At 66.6% G+C, this 17,341-nt stretch carries 14 protein-coding genes; 5 read left to right on the top strand and 9 right to left on the bottom strand.

The features are described from left to right. Nucleotides 1-114: 114 nt before the first annotated feature. On the bottom strand, nt 115-2,655 hold the full coding sequence (locus ASD15_RS21465) for a DNA internalization-related competence protein ComEC/Rec2 (RefSeq protein WP_057157050.1): 2,541 nt from the start codon (nt 2,653-2,655) through the stop codon (nt 115-117). Between the two features lie 167 nt (nt 2,656-2,822). On the opposite strand from ASD15_RS21465, the gene ASD15_RS21460 reads away from it, so the two are divergent. From ASD15_RS21460 to ASD15_RS21450, 3 genes are read left to right on the top strand one after another with little or no spacing between them, the layout of a single operon-like run. Beyond that, entirely contained in the window at nt 2,823-3,260 is a 438-nt protein-coding gene (locus tag ASD15_RS21460; RefSeq protein ID WP_057157330.1) for an Hsp20/alpha crystallin family protein, read from the top strand. Nucleotides 3,261-3,275: 15 nt separating this feature from the next. After that, nucleotides 3,276-3,734, top strand: coding sequence for an Hsp20/alpha crystallin family protein (locus tag ASD15_RS21455; protein ID WP_082552027.1), 459 nt, complete (start codon nt 3,276-3,278; stop codon nt 3,732-3,734). A gap of 26 nt (nt 3,735-3,760) precedes the next feature. Further along, complete coding sequence (locus tag ASD15_RS21450) at nt 3,761-4,927, top strand: trypsin-like peptidase domain-containing protein (protein ID WP_082552026.1); 1,167 nt, start codon at nt 3,761-3,763, stop codon at nt 4,925-4,927. A gap of 80 nt (nt 4,928-5,007) precedes the next feature. Here ASD15_RS21450 and ASD15_RS21445 read toward each other — a convergent pair whose 3' ends face one another. Genes ASD15_RS21445 through ASD15_RS21430 form a run of 4 tightly spaced genes read right to left on the bottom strand, consistent with a single transcriptional unit; the run spans nt 5,008 to nt 9,041 of the window. Further along, nucleotides 5,008-5,808: a TatD family hydrolase gene (locus tag ASD15_RS21445; protein WP_057157049.1), complete on the bottom strand. Its 801-nt coding sequence runs from the start codon at nt 5,806-5,808 to the stop codon at nt 5,008-5,010. A gap of 2 nt (nt 5,809-5,810) precedes the next feature. Beyond that, nucleotides 5,811-6,500, bottom strand: a complete 690-nt coding sequence (lolD, locus tag ASD15_RS21440) for a lipoprotein-releasing ABC transporter ATP-binding protein LolD (RefSeq protein WP_057157048.1) — start codon at nt 6,498-6,500, stop codon at nt 5,811-5,813. Continuing rightward, entirely contained in the window at nt 6,493-7,758 is a 1,266-nt protein-coding gene (locus tag ASD15_RS21435) for a lipoprotein-releasing ABC transporter permease subunit (protein WP_057157047.1), read from the bottom strand. Before ASD15_RS21435 ends, lolD begins: the two co-directional genes overlap by 8 nt. 8 nt (nt 7,759-7,766) lie before the next feature. Beyond that, nucleotides 7,767-9,041: a lipoprotein-releasing ABC transporter permease subunit gene (locus ASD15_RS21430; RefSeq protein ID WP_057157046.1), complete on the bottom strand. Its 1,275-nt coding sequence runs from the start codon at nt 9,039-9,041 to the stop codon at nt 7,767-7,769. 122 nt (nt 9,042-9,163) lie between these two features. On the opposite strand from ASD15_RS21430, the gene ASD15_RS21425 reads away from it, so the two are divergent. Both ASD15_RS21425 and recJ read left to right on the top strand, forming a co-directional pair. Beyond that, entirely contained in the window at nt 9,164-10,210 is a 1,047-nt protein-coding gene (locus ASD15_RS21425) for a hypothetical protein (RefSeq protein ID WP_057157045.1), read from the top strand. Further along, nucleotides 10,207-11,901: a single-stranded-DNA-specific exonuclease RecJ gene (gene recJ, locus ASD15_RS21420; RefSeq protein WP_057157044.1), complete on the top strand. Its 1,695-nt coding sequence runs from the start codon at nt 10,207-10,209 to the stop codon at nt 11,899-11,901. Before ASD15_RS21425 ends, recJ begins: the two co-directional genes overlap by 4 nt. 132 nt (nt 11,902-12,033) lie before the next feature. Here recJ and ASD15_RS21415 read toward each other — a convergent pair whose 3' ends face one another. The 4 genes from ASD15_RS21415 to ligA all read right to left on the bottom strand — a co-directional run bounded on the left by ASD15_RS21415 (nt 12,034) and on the right by ligA (nt 17,335). Continuing rightward, nucleotides 12,034-13,455, bottom strand: coding sequence for a serine hydrolase (locus ASD15_RS21415; protein ID WP_162249933.1), 1,422 nt, complete (start codon nt 13,453-13,455; stop codon nt 12,034-12,036). Between the two features lie 102 nt (nt 13,456-13,557). Next, nucleotides 13,558-14,094 carry a peptide deformylase gene (gene def, locus ASD15_RS21410; protein WP_057157042.1) on the bottom strand — a complete coding sequence of 179 codons (537 nt, stop codon included), beginning with the start codon at nt 14,092-14,094 and terminating at the stop codon, nt 13,558-13,560. Then, complete coding sequence (galU, locus tag ASD15_RS21405; protein WP_057157041.1) at nt 14,091-14,990, bottom strand: UTP--glucose-1-phosphate uridylyltransferase GalU; 900 nt, start codon at nt 14,988-14,990, stop codon at nt 14,091-14,093. Before galU ends, def begins: the two co-directional genes overlap by 4 nt. Next, on the bottom strand, nt 14,987-17,335 hold the full coding sequence (gene ligA / locus ASD15_RS21400; RefSeq protein ID WP_057157040.1) for an NAD-dependent DNA ligase LigA: 2,349 nt from the start codon (nt 17,333-17,335) through the stop codon (nt 14,987-14,989). The genes galU and ligA overlap by 4 nt, the downstream gene beginning before the upstream one ends. Between the last annotated feature and the right edge of the window lie 6 nt (nt 17,336-17,341).

The following is a 17,341-nucleotide window of genomic DNA, read 5'->3' as shown; positions in this document are numbered from 1 at the left end:
TCCATTAGTGAGATTCGGTGAGAATTAATATTAATTATTTTAATTATTCCGCCTTACCAACTGCACTGATAAAAATACGCTGCCGTCTCGGATATTCAATCTAGACCTGGGCGGTCATGGTTGCCGCCAATAACGGGGATAAGCAGCGCGGTAGCGCTCCACGCCGAGCCGGCCGCCGAACACCAGAGTGATGGCGCCGGATTCATCGGTGCGCAGGCGGTGCGCTGCCAGGCTGCCGTAACGCCGGTAGACCTGGGCTTGCGGGTGGTGATAACGGTTGCGGTAGCCAACCTGGAATATCGCGTAACCGGGCCGCACTGCCGCCAGGAACGCGGGCGTGGAGGAAGTGCCGCTGCCGTGATGCGGCGCCAGCAGCACGTCCGCAGCCAGCCGGCCAGGGGCGCGGCCTAGCAGTTCGGCCTCCTGCGCCGCCTCGATATCGCCCGCCAGCAGCATCGCGCTGCCGGCGGCACTGATCCTCAACACGCAGCTGCGGCCGTTGTTCTTCAGCGCGGCATCGCCGTAGCTGGCGGCGGCCGGGTGCAGTACTTCGAACAGCACGCCGTCCCAGGTCCATGCCTGGCCGGCCTGGCAGCGCGTGTGCAGCGGTGCGGCGCGCACGACCGGATGGCCGGCGGGCAGCGAGCTCAGTGTCCAGGCCGCGCGCACGGCCTCCATCACGGCCAGCGCCCCGCCCGCGTGATCGGCGTCGGCATGGCTGACCACCAGCGCGTCCAGCGCGGTGATGCCGCGTGCCCGCAGGTAAGGCGCGATCACGCGGTTGCCCCCGTTGGACTCGGGCGTGTAGGCAGGACCGGTGTCGTACAGCAGCCGATGGCCGGCAGTCTCCACCAGCAGCGCCATGCCCTGCCCCACGTCGAACGCCACCACCCTGAATTCTCCCTCGGGCGGATGGCTGGGCACGGCAGCCAGCAGCGGCACCCACGTCACCAGGCCCAGCCAGCGCACCGGCCAGCCGCGCGGCGCCAGCATCCACGCGGTGCCGAACAAGGCCCAGCAAAATACCCAGGGTGGCGGCACCGGCGCGGTCCAGACGGCGATGCGGCTCGCGCTCAGCCACTGCAGCGCCTGCGCCAGCAGCCAGACCATCGCGTGCGCCAGGTGCAGCAGCGGCGCCGCCAGCGGCTCGGGCAGCACGGCGCCCGCCAGCGCCAACGGCGTCACCAGCAGGCTGACCACGGGAATGGCGACCGCGTTCGCCAGCGGACTGACCACCGAGACCTGCGCGAACAGCAGCATGGTCAACGGCACCAGCCCGACCGTGACGGCGTACTGCACGCGCGCGGCCAACTTCAGGTCCGCCATCCAGCGCTGGCGGCGCGTCAATGGCTGGCGGCGCGGCGGGCGGTGCTGCTGCGCTGGCGCCGCTCCGTGCGGCCGCGTGCCGCTGCCGGCTGCGCCAGCAATCGCCGCGCCCACGCCCAGCGCCACCATGTCGCCGCTGAGGTGATGCGTTTCGGTGCGTCCCACGGTGGCGTACAGGATGGCGGCAACGGCGCCGAACGAGAGCCAGAATCCCGGCCACATCACCGCCCAGGGATCGAGCAGCACCACCACGCCGGCCGCCAGGCAAAGCACGTGCGTAACGCTGGTGAGCCGGTCGCTCCACAGGGCCACAGCGATCACCGCCAGCATGTACAGCGTGCGCTGAGCCGGCACGCCGAAGCCCGCCAGCAGTACATAGGCCAGCGCCGCCATCATGCCCGCCAGCGCCGCCACCTTCTGCGCCGGCAACAGCAGCGGCAGTTGCGCGCGCGTAAAAAAGGAGCGCCGCCACAGCGCCGACGCAGCTAGCGCCACCAGGCCGGCGATCATGGTGATGTGCAGGCCGGAGATGCTGATCAGATGGCTGATGCCGGTACGGTTGAACACCTGCCAGTCCGACTGCGGTATGCCGCGCTGGTCCCCCACCACCAGCGCCACGATCACACCCGCATACTCCTTGCCCTCCAGCACCCGTTGTAGGCGCGCCCGCAGCACCGCGCGGCAGCGCTCCACCATGTTGGTGAAGCCAATGACAAACGGCGCCAGGCGCTGGTTGCGGCCATCCTGCCGCACGTAGCCGGTGGCGCGCACGCCCTGCTCCAGCAGCCACAATTCGTAGTCGAATCCGTACGGATTGGCATTGCCGTGCGGGCGCTGCAAGCGCACAGTCAGCCGCCAGCGCTCGCCCGGCTGCACGTCGCCTATCGCCAGCACTTCGCCGCGATAGCCCGCATACCAGGAAAGCGCGACCAGCGGCGGCACCCGCATCGCGCGCCGTTCCACCTGCTCCACCGCGAAATTGAAGCGCACGCCGCCCTCGAAGCGGTTGGGCAGGTTGGCGACGGTGCCGACCAGCGTGACGTCCCGGCCCTCATCGGCCTTGGCCAGTTCGGGCGCCAGCGCCGCCTGCGCCAGCAGCGCCGCCCAGCAGAACCCGACAGCAGCGCCCATCAGCGCGGCCAGCACGTGCCGCAGCCAATGCACCCGCACCGGCAGCCTGCGCGGCGGCGGCAACGGCAGCAGCGCCAGCGCCAGCGCCACCGCCCCGGCGACGGCGCCCGCCAGCGCCACCGGCGCATGCGCGGGCAGCGCCGCCTGCATCTGCAGGCACGCGGCACCGCCGACAAAGCCAAGAATTGCGCATCGCATACCGGTCCCAGCCAAAAAACCGATTATTGCGGAGCAACGGCCGGCGCGTACTACGCGCGATCAAACTTGCTGCGTGCGGCGCAACGATCTTCCGGGCCGGCGCCGCGACATGGAACCAAATGCGCCGGCCGCATGTCGAACTGACTTTCAATAGGAGGTGCGTCATGATGTTTCGATCAATGCTACCAGGGGATTTGTTCGCGGAACTGGACCGCTTTCAGCGCGACATCGAGCAAGCCCTGGATTTCGGCCCCAGCATCCGCGGCCTCGGGCGCGGCGGCTTTCCCGCGCTGAACGTGGGCGCCACGCCCCGCAGCGTCGAGGTGTACGCCTTCGTGCCGGGCCTAGAGCCCGCCAGTATCGATGTGCAAATCGAGAGCGGCGTGCTGACCATTGCCGGTGAGCGCGCGGATGACCTGTCCACCCAGGCGCAGCAGGCAACCGTCCAGATCAATGAGCGCTTCGCGGGGCGCTTCAAACGGGTGATCAGCCTGCCGGAGGATGCCGATGCGGACGCGGTGAATGCCGAGTACCGCGACGGCGTGCTGCATGTCAGCGTTGCCCGGCGCCAACCGCCGCCCGCGCGCCAGATTTCTGTTCATTGACGGGAGAATGTCATCATGCAAAGCAATCAGCCGCAGGACCAGCAACAGAGCCAGAACCAGGCCGCCAACCCGGGACAGGATGGCGGCGCCCAGGGCCGCGAGCTGCAGCAGCAAGGCCAGCGCCGCGCCACGGCGGCCGGGCCGCGCCCGCTGCGGCCGCCGGTCGACGTGATCGAGGACGGAGGCGGCATTACGCTGCTGGCCGACATGCCCGGCGTGTCCAGGGACCAGCTTCAACTGCGGCTCGAGACCGGCAGCCTGATCATTGAAGGCGAACTCGGCATGGACGTTCCGGGCGACATGGAATCGCGCTATGCCGAGGTGCAGCAGCAGTACTACCAGCGCACGTTTTCCCTGTCCAGGGAGCTCGATGCCGAGCAGGCCACGGCCGAGCTCAAGAACGGGGTGCTGAACGTGCGGATACCGAAAACCCAGCAGGCGCAACCGAGGAAGATCGAGATCACCAGCGCGTAAGCAAGCCGGCAACGGGCGCAGGAGCCATGAGCGGAACGCATCGCACTAGACAAGTCGCCGGACGCCCGCTGCTGGTGGCGCTGGCCGTGCTGGCCTGTGCCGGGGCGGGCGGCTGTTCGCGCTCCGAGCCGCCGGCGGCGCCGGCGCCGCCACCGCCCGCGCCGCTGTCGCAGTCTGCGCCGTCCGCAGGCAGCAGCGGCGCGGTTGAGTTGCCGCGCTTTGTGGATCTGGTCAAACAGCAAGGCGGCGCGGTCGTCAATATCAGCGCGGTTCGCGCCCTTGCCCGGCCGCCGGTTCCGCCCGACCATCCCTTGTACGAGTTTTTTCGCCGGTTCGGCGGGCTGCCCGACACGGGCGAGGCCGACATCGGCAGCGTGGGGTCGGGGTTCGTGATCCGGGCGGACGGCTATGTGCTGACCAACGCGCACGTGATCGACGGCGCCGACGCGGTGCGCGTGAGGCTGACCAACAAGCGCGAATACCCGGCCAAGGTGATCGGCGCCGATCCGTACACCGACGTGGCGCTGCTCAAGATCGACGCCAGCGGCCTGCAGACCGTGCACGCCGGGGACCCGGCGCGGATGGAACCGGGCGAGTGGGTTGCCGCCATCGGTTCCCCGTTCGGGTTCGACAACAGCGTGACGGTCGGCGTGGTCAGCGCCAAGGGCCGCCTGCTGCCGAATGGCAGCTATGTGCCGTTCATCCAGACCGACGTCGCCGTCAATCCCGGCAACTCGGGCGGGCCGCTGTTCGACACGCGCGGCAACGTCATCGGCATCAACTCCCAGATCTACAGCCAGACCGGCGGCTACATGGGGATTTCGTTCGCAATTCCCATCAACATCGCGATGGACATCTCGGAGCAGCTGCGCCAGCACGGCCGGGTGGTGCGCGGGCGCATCGGCGTGCAACTGCAGGAGCTGACCTACCAGCTGGCCGAGACACTGGATCTCGCGGAGATCCAGGGCGCGCTGGTCACCGCAGTCGAGCGTGGCGGCCCGGCGCACCGGGGCGGCATCCGGCCCGGCGACGTGATCCTCTCGCTGGACGGGCAAACGGTAGCCACAACGGCCGACCTGGCGCGGCTGATCGGCAGCGCGCGTCCCGGATCGACCGTGACGGCCGAGGTCTGGCGCAACGGCGCCAAATCCAGCGTGAAGATCGACGTGGACGAACAGCGTGGCATGGGTTGACCGCCGGACATCGAGCCCATGGGGCCCAAACACGATACCGATCCAGTTCGGCGGCATCAAGCGATGCGCTGGACGCTGGCCTAATCCAGCAGGCCGGACATCCTGGGAAGGATAAACCGCGCGTTGGCGCCGGTGGCGGTGCGGACTTCGTCCACGCCGATGCCGCGCAGTTCGGCCAGTACTTCGCCGATGCGAGGGATCTGCTGCGGCGTGTTCACGCCGGGGTGGACCCAGGCCGGCGAAATGTCCGGCGCATCGGTCTCCAGCACGATCGCCGACAGCGGCAGCTCGGCCGCCAGCCGCCGGATCTGCAATGCGCGCGTGAAGGTCATGTTGCCGCCGAAGCCGAGCTTGAAGCCGACGTCGATATAGCCCTGCGCCTGCTGGAAACTGCCGTTGAAGGCGTGCGCGATGCCGCCGTTGGGCGTGATCTGCCGCACCTGCTTGAGCACCTGGTCCTGCGACTTGCGCACGTGCGTGAGCACCGGCAGCTTGAAGTCGCGCGCTATCCTGAGCTGCTCGCGCAGGAAATGCACCTGCTTCTCGCGCATGGCCGGTTCCGCCAGTTCGGGAATGAAGAAGTCCAGCCCGATCTCGCCGATGGCCACGAAGCGCGGGTCGTCCATGGACGCTTCCACCTTGGCCCGCAGCGCGGCCAGGTCGTCGTCGGTGGATTTGGGCACGCAGATGGGATGGATGCCCAGCCCGTAGCAGGCGTTCGGCGCCTGCGCGCCCAGCCCGGCCACGGTATCGAGGTTGTGCCGGTCAATTGCCGGTATGACGATCATGGATACGCCCTGCTCTGCGGCCTGGCGCGCCACGTCCAGCGAGGCGCCGCCGTACTCGCGCGCGTCAAGGTGGCAGTGCGTGTCTATCCACATGATTACTTCTCCGGGTGCAGGCCTTCATCGGTCAGGCGCAGCACGCGGTCGCAGCGGCGCGCCAGTTCGGGGTCGTGCGTGACGATGACGAAGGCCGTGCCCAGGGTGCGCGACAGCTCCAGCATCAAGTCGAAAATCTGCTCCGCCGTGCTGTGATCGAGGTTGCCGGTAGGCTCGTCGGCCAGCACGCAGGCCGGCTGCGTGACCAGCGCACGCGCCAGGGCCACGCGCTGGCGCTCGCCGCCTGACAGCTCGCCCGGCACGTGCGTCACGCGCTTGGCCAGGTTCACGCGCGTGAGCACCTTCTGCGCCTCTTCCTGCGCCATGGATCGCTTGACGCGCCGTATCATCAGCGGCATGGCCACGTTGTCGAGCGCCGAGAATTCGGGCAGCAGGTGGTGGAACTGGTAGACGAAGCCGAGCGACTGGTTGCGCAGGTCGCCGCGTTCGCGTTCGCCCAGGGTGGCGAAGTCCTTGCCCAGCAGGGTCACGCTGCCGCTGCTTGGCGTATCCAGCCCGCCCAGCAAGTGCAGCAGCGTGGACTTGCCGGAACCGGACGCGCCGACGATGGCCACGCGCTCGCCGCGCCGCACGTCGATGTCGATGCCGTTCAGCACCTGCACCGAGTAGGTGCCCTGGGTGAAGGTCTTGCCGAGGCCACGGCAGGACAGGACGATGGATTGGTCATTCATAGCGCAGCGCCTCCGCAGGTTTCACACGGGCGGCCCACCAGCTTGGATAGATGGTGGCCAGGAAGGCCAGCGCCACCGCCACCACGCCGATCCTGGTCACGTCCGGCCAGCGCATGTCCGAAGGCACGGTGCTGATGTAGTAGATATCCTTAGACAAGAACTGCACTCCCAAAGTTGATTCAATAAACGGTACGATCACATCGATATTCGAAGCCACCAGTACGCCGCCGGCCACGCCCAGCGCGGCGCCCATGATGCCCACCAGCGCCCCCTGGATCACGAAGATGCGCATGATGGATTGGGGAGACGCGCCCAGCGTGCGCAGGATGGCGATGTCGGGCTGCTTGTCGGTCACCGTCATCACCAGCGTGGACACCAGGTTGAACGCGGCCACCGCCACGATCAACGCCAGGATGATGAACATCATGCGCTTCTCGGTCTGCACCGCCGCGAACCAGTTCGCGTTCAGCTTGGACCAGTCGCGCATCTCCAGCCCGGCCGGCATGATCTTTTTCAGGTCTTCCGCCACCTGCGGCGCGCGGTGCATATCCGCCAGGCGCAGGCGCAGGCCGGCCGGCGCGGACAAGCGCAGCATTTTTTCGGCATCGACAATATGGATGAAGGCCAGGCCCGCGTCGAACTCCGCGTGGCCGGCCTGGAAGATGCCGGTCACGGTGAACGAGCGCATGCGCGGCACGATGCCGGCCGGCGTAACCGTGCCCTGCGCCAGCGCCATGGTGACCTTGTCGCCCAGGTTCACCTGCAGCGCGCGCGCCAGGTCGATGCCGAGCACGATGTTGAATTCGCCCTGGCGCAGTTCATTGAAGTCGCCGTACTTGGTGTGCTTGGCCACGTCAGACACATTCGGTTCCTGCTCCGGCAGCACGCCGCGCACAATGGCCGGGCGCAGGTTGTCCCCGCCGTGCTGCAGCATGGCCTGGGTCTCGACGAACGGCGCGGCGCCCTTCACTTCCGGATTCTTGAACGCGTTCCTGGCCTGCTGCTCCCAGTCCGGCATACCGTCGCCCCCGGTGTTGAACACCTCCACGTGGGCCAGCACGGACAGCATGCGTCCGGTGACCTCCTTCTGGAAGCCATTCATCACGGACAGCACGATGATCAGCGCCGCCACGCCCAGGGCAATGCCGCCCATGGAGATCAGCGAGATAAAGGAGATGAAGCTGTTGCGCGAGCTGCGCTTGCCTGCGCGCGTGTAACGCAGGCCCACCAGCCATTCAAAGGGTAGATTCGTAAACATATTCTGATTCACTCGTAGCGCAGGGCATCGGCCGGCTTGACGCGCGCGGCGCGCCAGCTCGGATACAGGGTGGCGACGAAAGCCAGCGCCACCGCCGTGGCGGCGATCACGGTCACGTCATGCCAGCGCAGGTCGGACGGCACGGCGCTGATGAAATAGATGTCCTTGGCCAGGAATTTCATGCCCAGCATGCGTTCGATCGCGGGTACGATCACGTCCACGTTCATGGCCAGCAGTACGCCGCCGGCCACGCCGAGCGCGGTGCCGATAATGCCCACCAGCGCGCCCTGCACCATGAACACATGCATCACCGAGCGCGGCGAAGCCCCCAGCGTGCGCAAGATGGCGATATCGGCCTGCTTGTCGGTCACCGTCATCACCAGCGTGGCCACCAGGTTGAAGGCGGCCACCGCGATAATCAGTGTGAGGATAATGAACATCATGTTCTTCTGCGTCTGCACCGCCGCGAACCAGTTGGCGTTCTGCTTGGACCAGTCGCGCACCAGCAGCTCGCCCGGCACCGACAGCTTCAGTTGGTGCGCCACTTCCGGCGCGCTCTGCACGTCCGCCACGCGCAGGCGCAGCGCGAACGGCAGGTCCAGGTGCAGCAGCTCCATGCCGTCGCCGAGATGGACGTAGGCCAGGCCTGAATCGAATTCGTTGTGGCCGGCCTCGAAGATGCCGGTCACCGTGAAATAGCGCATGCTCGGCGCACCGCCGCTCATCATGTTCTCGCCGCGCTGGGCCAGCGCCAGGGCGACCTTGCCGCCCACATCCACGTCCAGCGCCTTGGCCAGCCCCACGCCCAGCACGATATTGAACGAGCCGGGCTGCAGCGCATCGAAGCTGCCCTGCTTGAGCTGCTTGCTCACGTCGGACACGGTAGCCTCGGCCTGCGGCAGGATGCCGCGCACGATGGCTGGACGCAGCTTGTCGCTGCCGTGTATCAGCATGGCCTGGGTCTCGACGAAAGGCGCGGCGCCGCGCACTTCAGGATTCTTGAACGCTTCCCTGGCCGTGCCCTGCCAGTCCCGCAGGCCGCCGCCGCGCAGGTCGTACATCTCGATATGGCCCAGCACGGACACCATACGCTCGGTCACTTCCTTCTGAAAACCGTTGTAGACCGACAGCACCACGATCAGCGCGGCTACACCCAGGCCAATGCCCAGCATGGAGATGGCGGAGATAAAGGAAATGAAGCTGTTGCGCCCGCTGCGCTTGCCCGCGCGCGTGTAGCGCAGGCCGACCAGCCATTCGAAAGGCAGATTCTTGATGATGCTCATGGGCCCTGTGAAAGATGAATTACGTTCCGAGCCCGAAGTGTGCCATACAAATCACATTTCGTGAGTGAAACACCGCACCATGCCGGCAAGCTGGAGGCGGCGGACTGATACAATCGCGGGTTATGAATCAGCTTACCCTCGTCCTGCCCTTCGCCCTCACCCCGCCCGAACTCGCCTCCGACCTGGCCCGCGCCCTGCAAGTGCCGTCGCTGGAAATATTGCTTGAACGCAATAGCACGTATCGCGTGTCGGAGGAAGACGGCGGCAACCGCCTGCTGCCGCACGAAAGCTGGCTGTCGCGCGCCTTCAGCGCCGCAGCATACGGTGCGCCATCCGACAACGCCCCCTTTGCCCCCGCCATGATGCGCGCGCTGGGCGTGGCGCAGCCGGAAGGCTACTGGTTTGCCGTGCAGCCGGTGCACCTGCAACTGACCCGCACCCACATGGTGCTGGGCGATCCGCGCTCCCTGAACGTGAACGATGCCGACTCCCGTGCGCTGTTCGACCTGGTCAAGCCCTACTTCGATGAAGTGGGCAAACCGCTGATCTACGCCGCGCCGGACATGTGGTTCATGCGCGCGGACGACTGGAGCGAACTGCGCACCGCCTCGCCCGACGCCGCGGTGAACGACAACCTGGCCGACTGGATGCCCGAGGGCGACGCCAAGCGTGCCTTCCGCAAGCTGCAAAATGAAGTGCAGATGCTGTGGCACGAGCATCCGGTGAACGAAGCGCGCCAGCAGCGCGGGCTGCAGCCGGTAAATTCGTTCTGGCTGTGGGCCGGCGCGCCGGCAATCCCAGGCACCGCTGCAGGCGCCGCCGGCACACTGGCGGTGGCGAACTGTCCGGCGTGGCTCACGCTGCTGGCCGATCCCGCCCTGCGCGCCGCCACGGCCGAACAGGTCCTGCCGCTGGCCGGCGACGCCGTGGTGGTGCTGGGCGAGCTGATCCCGGTCGGCAAAGCGGGCGACTGGTCGCCCTGGCTGGCCCACATGCAGCAGATCGAACAGCAATGGTTCGCACCCCTGCTTGCGGCATTGAAAGCCGGCCGCCTGGGCAGCCTGAAGCTGGTCTTCAGCAGCCACCTGAAGCTGGCCGAGTTCACCATCACCAAGGGCTCTTTGCGCAAGTTCTGGCGCAAGCCCGCCCTCACCAAGTTGACGCCATGACACGTATCGCCACCCGCCCCTGCCCCTTCCGCACCTCGGAAATGCTGCGCCAGGGCGGCATCCACCCTGTACTGGCCCGCCTGTTCGCCGCGCGCGGCCTGACCGATCCGAAAGACCTGTCGAGCGAACTGGCCGCGCTGATCGCGCCTTCCGGCCTGCTGCACATCGACGCCGCCGCCGTGTTCCTGGCCGACTCCATCGCCGCGCAAAAGCGCATGGTGATCGTGGCCGACTACGACTGCGACGGCGCCACCGCCTGCGCCGTGGCCCTGCGCGGCCTGCGCGCCATGGGCGCCAACGTGGACTTCATCGTGCCCAACCGCTTCGAGTACGGCTATGGTCTCACGCCTGAAATCGTGGCCCTGACGGCGCGCGAAAAGCAGCCGGACATCATCATCACGGTGGACAACGGCATCGCCAGCATCGACGGCGTGGCCGAAGCGAACCGGCGCGGCATCGAAGTCGTCGTCACCGACCACCACCTGCCGGCCGACGTGCTGCCGGACGCGCGCGTCATCGTCAACCCCAACCAGCCGGCCTGCGGCTTCCCCAGCAAGAACCTGGCAGGCGTTGGCGTGGTGTTCTACGTGCTGCTCGCGCTGCGTGCCGAACTGCGCCGCCGCGGCGTGTTCGACGCCGCCACCCAGCCCAAGCTGGACCACCTGCTGGACCTGGTGGCGCTGGGCACCGTGGCCGACGTGGTGAAGCTCGACCCGAACAACCGCATCCTGGTGGCGCAAGGCCTGAAGCGCATGCGCGCCGGCCGCATGCATCCCGGCGTGGCCGCATTGTTCCGCGTCGCGGGCCGCCAGGCACGCACCGCCAGCCCGTTCGACCTGGGCTTCGCGCTCGGCCCGCGCCTGAACGCGGCCGGACGCCTGGAGGATATGTCGCTCGGCATCGAGTGCCTGCTCACCGACGACGAGGACCGCGCCTGGCAACTGGCGCAGCAACTCAACGAGATCAACCTGAAACGCCGCGAGATCGAAGCCGAGATGCAGGACGCGGCCCTGCTGCACCTGGACCGCTTCGAACCGGCCGCCAGCAGCACCATCAGCGTATTCGACGAAACCTGGCACCAGGGCGTGATCGGCATTGTCGCCTCGCGCCTGAAAGAGAAGTTCTTCCGCCCCACCATCACCTTCGCGCCGGCGGGCGACGGCTGGATCAAGGGCTCCGGCCGCTCCATCCCCGGCTTCCACATGCGCGACGCGCTGGACCTGGTATCGAAGCGCGCCCCCAGCCTGATCGACAAGTTCGGCGGCCACGCCATGGCGGCGGGCCTGAGCCTGCGCGCCGACGCCTTCGACGCGTTCTCGGAAGCCTTCGAAGCCGTCGGCCGCGCATGGCTGACGGAGCAGCAACTGGAGCGCGTGATCGAAACCGACGGCCCGCTGGAAGACGCCTACTACACCACCCAGTTCATCGAACTGATGGACGGCCAGGTATGGGGACAGGGTTTTGCGCCGCCGGTATTCTGCGACGAATTCCGTGTCGTCAGCCAGCGCATCCTGAAAGAACGCCACCTCAAGCTGCTGCTGGAAAAGAACGGCACCCGCTACGACGCCATCTGGTTCGGCCACACCGACTCCATCGGCGAGCGCGCCCGCGTCGCCTTCAGGCTGGACGCCAACGAATACAACGGCACCACCAAGGTCCAGCTGATGGTCGAACACGCAGAACCGGCATAAAACGTGCGCCCTCCGGGGCCAGCGGGCACGCGTAGCCACCTGCACTACCGAATGCTCTCCAGTCTGTATGTTCGACTGCTTTCCCCCCAAAGCGGAAGCGCCGCCCGATTCGCGCGCCCGCCACGCCTGGCATCAGGTCTTGGGCGTGTCGAGCTTCGCCAGCGCCTGCCTGGCCTTGTCGAACGCGGGATCGAGCGCCAGCGACTGCATGTAGCTCGCGCGCGCCTTGGCCTTGTCGCCCAGCTGCTCGTAGGCCATGCCTTTGCGCCACCAGGCCCCAGCGGGAGGCGCCACTTGGACTGCGGCGTCGAAGCGCAGGTAGCGGTCCAGCAGTGCTATCGCCTCGGTGGCTTCATAGCCGCCGTCGATGCGGGTTCTTGCAGCCTGGTACACCGACGGTGCGTGGCCCGGATTGCGGTCATACAGCTTGGCGGCGCCGCGCAAGTCGCCGCGCATCACCAGATCGAGGGCTAGCATCATGTCGGAATCGGCCTGCACGGCCAGCTGCACCGGTTTGCCGTACAGGCGCGCCTCGACCTTTTCAGCAACGTCGCTTGCTCCCATGCCCGTGTTGGACAGGACGATGACCGTATAGCCGCTGCCCTGGTAGCGGCTGAACACCGCATTGATGCCGGGCGCGCCGCCATTATGGCCGACGACGGCGTCGCCGAAAGCGCTCTTGCGCTGCCAGCCGAAGGCATATTCCCTGTCCGGTCCCACAGGGGTCCACATCGCCGCCTTGCTCGCTTCGGACAACAACGCCGTTCGCTTGAGCGCCTGATCGTAGCGCAGCATATCGCGCGTGGTCGTGCGCATGCCGCCATCGGACGACGGCGGGGGTACTGACCTCACGTTGGAGCTTATGCTGCCGTCGCCGTTGCGGGTGTAGCCGATCGAGCGGTTAGGCAGTGGCTCGTCTTCGAGGGTGAGCGAACTGTCAGTCATGCCCGCAGGCTTGAAGATATGGTCGCGCAAGTAGTCGCGGTAGGACTGGCCGCTGGCTTTTTCGACGACGGCGCCGAGCAGCACCATGCCCGAATTCGAATACTGGAAGCGGCTGCCGGCCGCAAAGCTGGGCGGCTGGTCGTAAATCAGGGGCAGGAAGGCGTCAATGGTGCGCAGCTTGCCCATGTTCGCGGCGAAGTCCTTGTGCGCCATGTAGTTGCCGGTGCCGGCCGAGTGGTTCAGCAAGTGGGCGACGGTGATCGTGTCCTTCTCCGCGTAAGGGATGTCGGGAAGGAAGCGCGAGATCGGGTCGCTTAGTTTGAGCTTGCCCGCTTCGGCCAGCTGCAAGATGGACACCGCGGTGAAGGTCTTGCCGATGGAGCCAATGTTAAAGCGCGTGTTGGCGCGGTTTGGCTCATTGGTCTCGCGATTGGCCAGGCCCACGGCCGCTTCGTAGACGATCTTGCCGTCATGCGCCACCAGCACCGTGCCGGTGAATATGCCGACCTTGCCGTAGCTTTGTACGATGGCATCGAGGTCGCGCTCGATATTGTCCGCCTTTGCGGCGGTGCCGACCATCAAGAGACAGGCAAGCAAAACTCGAAACATATTGTTCTCCATTTAACCGCCCACCCGGCGCATGAGTATATCGCCGTAATTTCGCTGTAGCCTGCATGCGCCTTCTGCTCACTGCCAGCTCGCGCCTGATGCTCAATCGTCGTCGTTCGGATCGAGATCCGGGAACATCACCGAGGTGTAGCCGAACTGGCTGAAGTCGGTGATCCGCATTGGGTAGAGGATGCCGTGCAGGTGATCCACCTCGTGCTGCACCACGCGCGCATGGAAGTCTTCCGCGTCGCGCACGATGGGCTTGCCGTATTGGTCCACGCCTTCGTAATGCAGCTTCTTGAAGCGCGCCACGCTGCCGCGCAGGCCGGGCACGGACAGGCAGCCTTCGAAGCCGGCTTCCTTCTCGTCCGTAATCGCCGTCAGCACGGGATTGATCAGCACCGTCTCCGGCACTTGCGGCGCGTCCGGGTAGCGGACGTTGTTCTTGAAGCCGTAGATCACCAGTTGCAGGTTGACGCCGATCTGCGGCGCAGCCAGGCCAGCGCCGTTGGCGGCGTGCATGGTGTCGAACATGTCCGCGATCAGCGCGTGCAGTTCCGGGGTGTCGAACTCGCGCACCGGTTCGGCCACCCGCAGCAGGCGCGGGTCGCCCATTTTCAGGATTTCACGGACCGTCATTTCGTTCCTGCTCCCAGTTCCAGCTGCATCTCCTGCAGGTATTTGCGGAATTCGCCGGCCATTTCAGGATGCTTCAGGCCCATGGCGGTGGTGGCTTTCAGGTAGCCCAGCTTCGAGCCGCAGTCGTAACGCGTGCCGTCGTAGCGGTAGGCCAGCACGCGCTCGTGCTTCATCAGCGCGGCGATGCCGTCGGTGAGCTGGATTTCGCCGCCGGTGCCCGCGCCCAGGTGTTCGAGGTGTTCGAAGATGCGGCCGGACAGCACATAGCGCCCCACCACCGCCAGCGTCGAAGGCGCCTCTTCCGGCTGCGGTTTTTCCACGATGCCCGAGACCAGCTCCAGCCTGCTCTGGTAAGGCGAGGCGCTGACGATGCCGTACTGGCGCGTGTTCGCGCGCGGCACGTCCTGCACCGCCAGGATGGTGGCGCGCTCGTAGGAGTACACTTCGGTCATCTGCGCCAGCACCGGGCGGGCGCCGTTGTCGGTGTCCATGAAGTCGTCGGCCAGCAGCACGGCGAACGGCTCGTCGCCCACCACGGGTCGCGCGCACAGTACGGCATGCCCCAGGCCAAGCGGCTCGGACTGGCGGATGAAGATGCAGTTGATGTGCTTGGGGATGATGTTGCGCACTTGCTCCAGCAGCGCGGTCTTCTGTGCCGCCTCCAGCTCGGCTTCCAGTTCGTAGGCCTTGTCGAAATGGTCTTCGATGGCGCGCTTGTTGCGGCCGGTAATGAAGATCATGTCGGTGATGCCGGCAGCGACGGCCTCCTCCACCGCATACTGGATCAGCGGCTTGTCGACAATAGGCAGCATCTCTTTCGGCTGCGCCTTGGTGGCGGGCAGAAAACGGCTGCCCAGGCCTGCAACAGGGAATACGGCTTTACGGATTTGCGTCATTTATTGTTCTCCAGCAGGGCCAGCAGCCCTGCTTCGTCAAGGATAGGGATTTCCAGTTCTTCCGCCTTGGCCAGCTTGCTGCCCGCCTCGGCGCCGGCCACCACGTAGCCGGTTTTTTTCGACACCGAGCCGACCACTTTGCCGCCGGCCGCCTCGATCATGGCGCTGGCCTGGTCGCGGCTCAGCTTAGGCAGCGTGCCGGTCAGCACAAAGGTCTTGCCGCTCAGCGCGCCGGCCACCTCTACCGCTTCCGGCAACTGCGCCAGCAGGTCTTTGCGCAGCGCGTCCAGCGCCAGCAGCTGCTCGCGGTGGCCTGGCTGCGCCATCCATTCTTCCAGCGCGGACGCCACCGCCGCAGGCAGGCCGAACACGGAGAACACGCCCAGGTGGGCCAGCACTTCCAGCGTCACTTCCTGCTCCACCAGCTGCTTGCAGCGCGGCTCGGTGAGTTTGGGGATGCCGAGGGCCGCCATCAGCTTGACGGTGTCGAGCTTCTCGCGCAGCTTGGCGCTGGGCGGATGCTCGCCTTGCGGCGTGACGCCCGCCGCCAGCAGTGCGTCGATGGCTTCCTGGTTCTTCGGCTCGGCGAAAAATTCGGCGATGGATTCCGCCACGGTGCCGCCGATATCGGGCAGCACGCGCAGCAGCGCGACCGGGGCGCGGCGGATCAGGTCGAAGCGGCCCAGCCATTCGGCCAGCGTCTTGCCGGTCGATTCGCCCACGTGGCGTATGCCCAGCGCGAACAGCAGGCGCTCCAGCGGCGGTTTCTTGCTGGCGGCGATGGCTTCCAGCAGGTTGTCCGCCCACTTGGTGGCGATCTTGCCTTGCTGGACGGTCTCCGGCGTGGTGCCGTCGCGTTCATCGGCCAGGCGCTTCATCTTCAAGAGGTCGTCCAGCGTCAGCTTGTACAAGTCGGCCACGCGCGTGACCAGGTCGCATTCGACCAGGTTGTCGATGTAGCGGTCGCCCAGGCCTTCGATGTCCATCATGCGGCGGCCCGAGAAGTGACGGATGGCCTCTTTGCGCTGCGCGCGGCAGAACAGGCCGCCGGAGCAGCGCGCAATCGCTTCGCCCTCTTCGCGCACCACGTGCGAGCCGCACACCGGGCACACCTTGGGCAGCACGTAGCGCGGCGGCTCCGGCTGCGGGCGCTTTTCCAGCACCACGGCCAGCACTTCGGGGATCACGTCGCCGGCGCGGCGCACAATCACGGTATCGCCCACGCGCACGTCCTTGCGCTGCACTTCGCCCTCGTTGTGCAGCGTGGCGTTGGTGACGTTCACGCCGCCCACGAACACCGGCTCCAGGCGCGCCACCGGCGTGATGGCGCCGGTGCGGCCCACCTGCACTTCGATGTCGTGCACAATGGTGGTGGCTTCTTCGGCCGGGAATTTGTGGGCGATGGCGAAACGCGGCGCGCGCGAAACGAAGCCGAGCTGCCGCTGGTCGGACAGCTTGTTGGCCTTGTAGACCACGCCGTCGATTTCATACGCCATGCCTGGCCGCTCACGGCCGATCCTCTGGTAGTACTCCAGCAGCCCGGCCGCGCCGCGCACCACGGCGCGCTCCCTGGCCACCGGCAGGCCGAGCGCGTGGTACCAGTCCAGCAGCGCGGAATGCGATTCGGGCATCTCGGCACCTTCCAGCGCGCCAATGCCGTAGGCGAAGAAGCTCAGCGCGCGCTGCGCGGTGATGCGCGAGTCGAGCTGGCGCAAGCTGCCTGCGGCCGCATTGCGCGGATTGACGAATTCCTTCTGGCCGGCTTCGCGCTGGCGTTCATTCATCTTCTCGAAGTCGCGCTTGTACATCAGCACCTCGCCGCGCACGTCCAGCAGCGTGGGCACATTGCTGCCGTGCAGGCGCAGCGGAATGCCCTTGATGGTGCGGATATTGGCGGTGACGTCCTCGCCGGTGTAGCCGTCGCCGCGCGTGGCGGCCTGCACGAACAGGCCGTTTTCATAGCGCAGGTTGATGGCCAGGCCGTCGAACTTCACTTCGGCGGCGTACTCCACCTGCAGCACGTCCAGGCCTTCGCGCACGCGGCGGTCGAAGTTCTCCACGTCCTCGTCGCTAAAGCCATTGTTCAGCGACAGCATGGGCACCGTGTGCGTCACCTGCGCGAACTGCGGCAGCGGCGCAGCGCCCACCCGCAAGGTTGGCGAATCCTGCTCTTGCAGCGCAGGGTATTCGGTTTCCAGTTTCTGCAGCTCGAGGTAGAGCTGGTCGTACTCGGCGTCCGGAATGGTGGGCGCATCGAGCACGTGGTAAGCGTGCAGATGGCGGTTCAATTCGGCCGTCAGCCAGGCCGCGCGTTCAACCTTGGCCTGGTATTCCTTGTCACTCATTGCGCA

Source organism: Massilia sp. Root351, from assembly GCF_001425045.1.
Lineage (GTDB): Bacteria > Pseudomonadota > Gammaproteobacteria > Burkholderiales > Burkholderiaceae_D > Rugamonas.
This window is presented reverse-complemented; position numbering and strand designations above follow the sequence as displayed.

Bases quoted from the DNA above. Each gene is read 5' to 3' on its own strand.
- recJ (WP_057157044.1), top strand. From the start codon at position 10,207: ATGACACGTATCGCCACCCGCCCCTGCCCCTTCCGCACCTCGGAAATG.
- ASD15_RS21425 (WP_057157045.1), top strand. From the start codon at position 9,164: ATGAATCAGCTTACCCTCGTCCTGCCCTTCGCCCTCACCCCGCCCGAA.
- lolD (WP_057157048.1), bottom strand. From the start codon at position 6,500: ATGAATGACCAATCCATCGTCCTGTCCTGCCGTGGCCTCGGCAAGACC.
- ASD15_RS21435 (WP_057157047.1), bottom strand. From the start codon at position 7,758: ATGTTTACGAATCTACCCTTTGAATGGCTGGTGGGCCTGCGTTACACG.
- ASD15_RS21430 (WP_057157046.1), bottom strand. From the start codon at position 9,041: ATGAGCATCATCAAGAATCTGCCTTTCGAATGGCTGGTCGGCCTGCGC.
- ASD15_RS21450 (WP_082552026.1), top strand. From the start codon at position 3,761: ATGAGCGGAACGCATCGCACTAGACAAGTCGCCGGACGCCCGCTGCTG.
- def (WP_057157042.1), bottom strand. From the start codon at position 14,094: ATGACGGTCCGTGAAATCCTGAAAATGGGCGACCCGCGCCTGCTGCGG.
- ASD15_RS21460 (WP_057157330.1), top strand. From the start codon at position 2,823: ATGTTTCGATCAATGCTACCAGGGGATTTGTTCGCGGAACTGGACCGC.
- ASD15_RS21455 (WP_082552027.1), top strand. From the start codon at position 3,276: ATGCAAAGCAATCAGCCGCAGGACCAGCAACAGAGCCAGAACCAGGCC.
- ligA (WP_057157040.1), bottom strand. From the start codon at position 17,335: ATGAGTGACAAGGAATACCAGGCCAAGGTTGAACGCGCGGCCTGGCTG.
- ASD15_RS21445 (WP_057157049.1), bottom strand. From the start codon at position 5,808: ATGTGGATAGACACGCACTGCCACCTTGACGCGCGCGAGTACGGCGGC.
- ASD15_RS21415 (WP_162249933.1), bottom strand. From the start codon at position 13,455: ATGTTTCGAGTTTTGCTTGCCTGTCTCTTGATGGTCGGCACCGCCGCA.
- ASD15_RS21465 (WP_057157050.1), bottom strand. From the start codon at position 2,655: ATGCGATGCGCAATTCTTGGCTTTGTCGGCGGTGCCGCGTGCCTGCAG.
- galU (WP_057157041.1), bottom strand. From the start codon at position 14,990: ATGACGCAAATCCGTAAAGCCGTATTCCCTGTTGCAGGCCTGGGCAGC.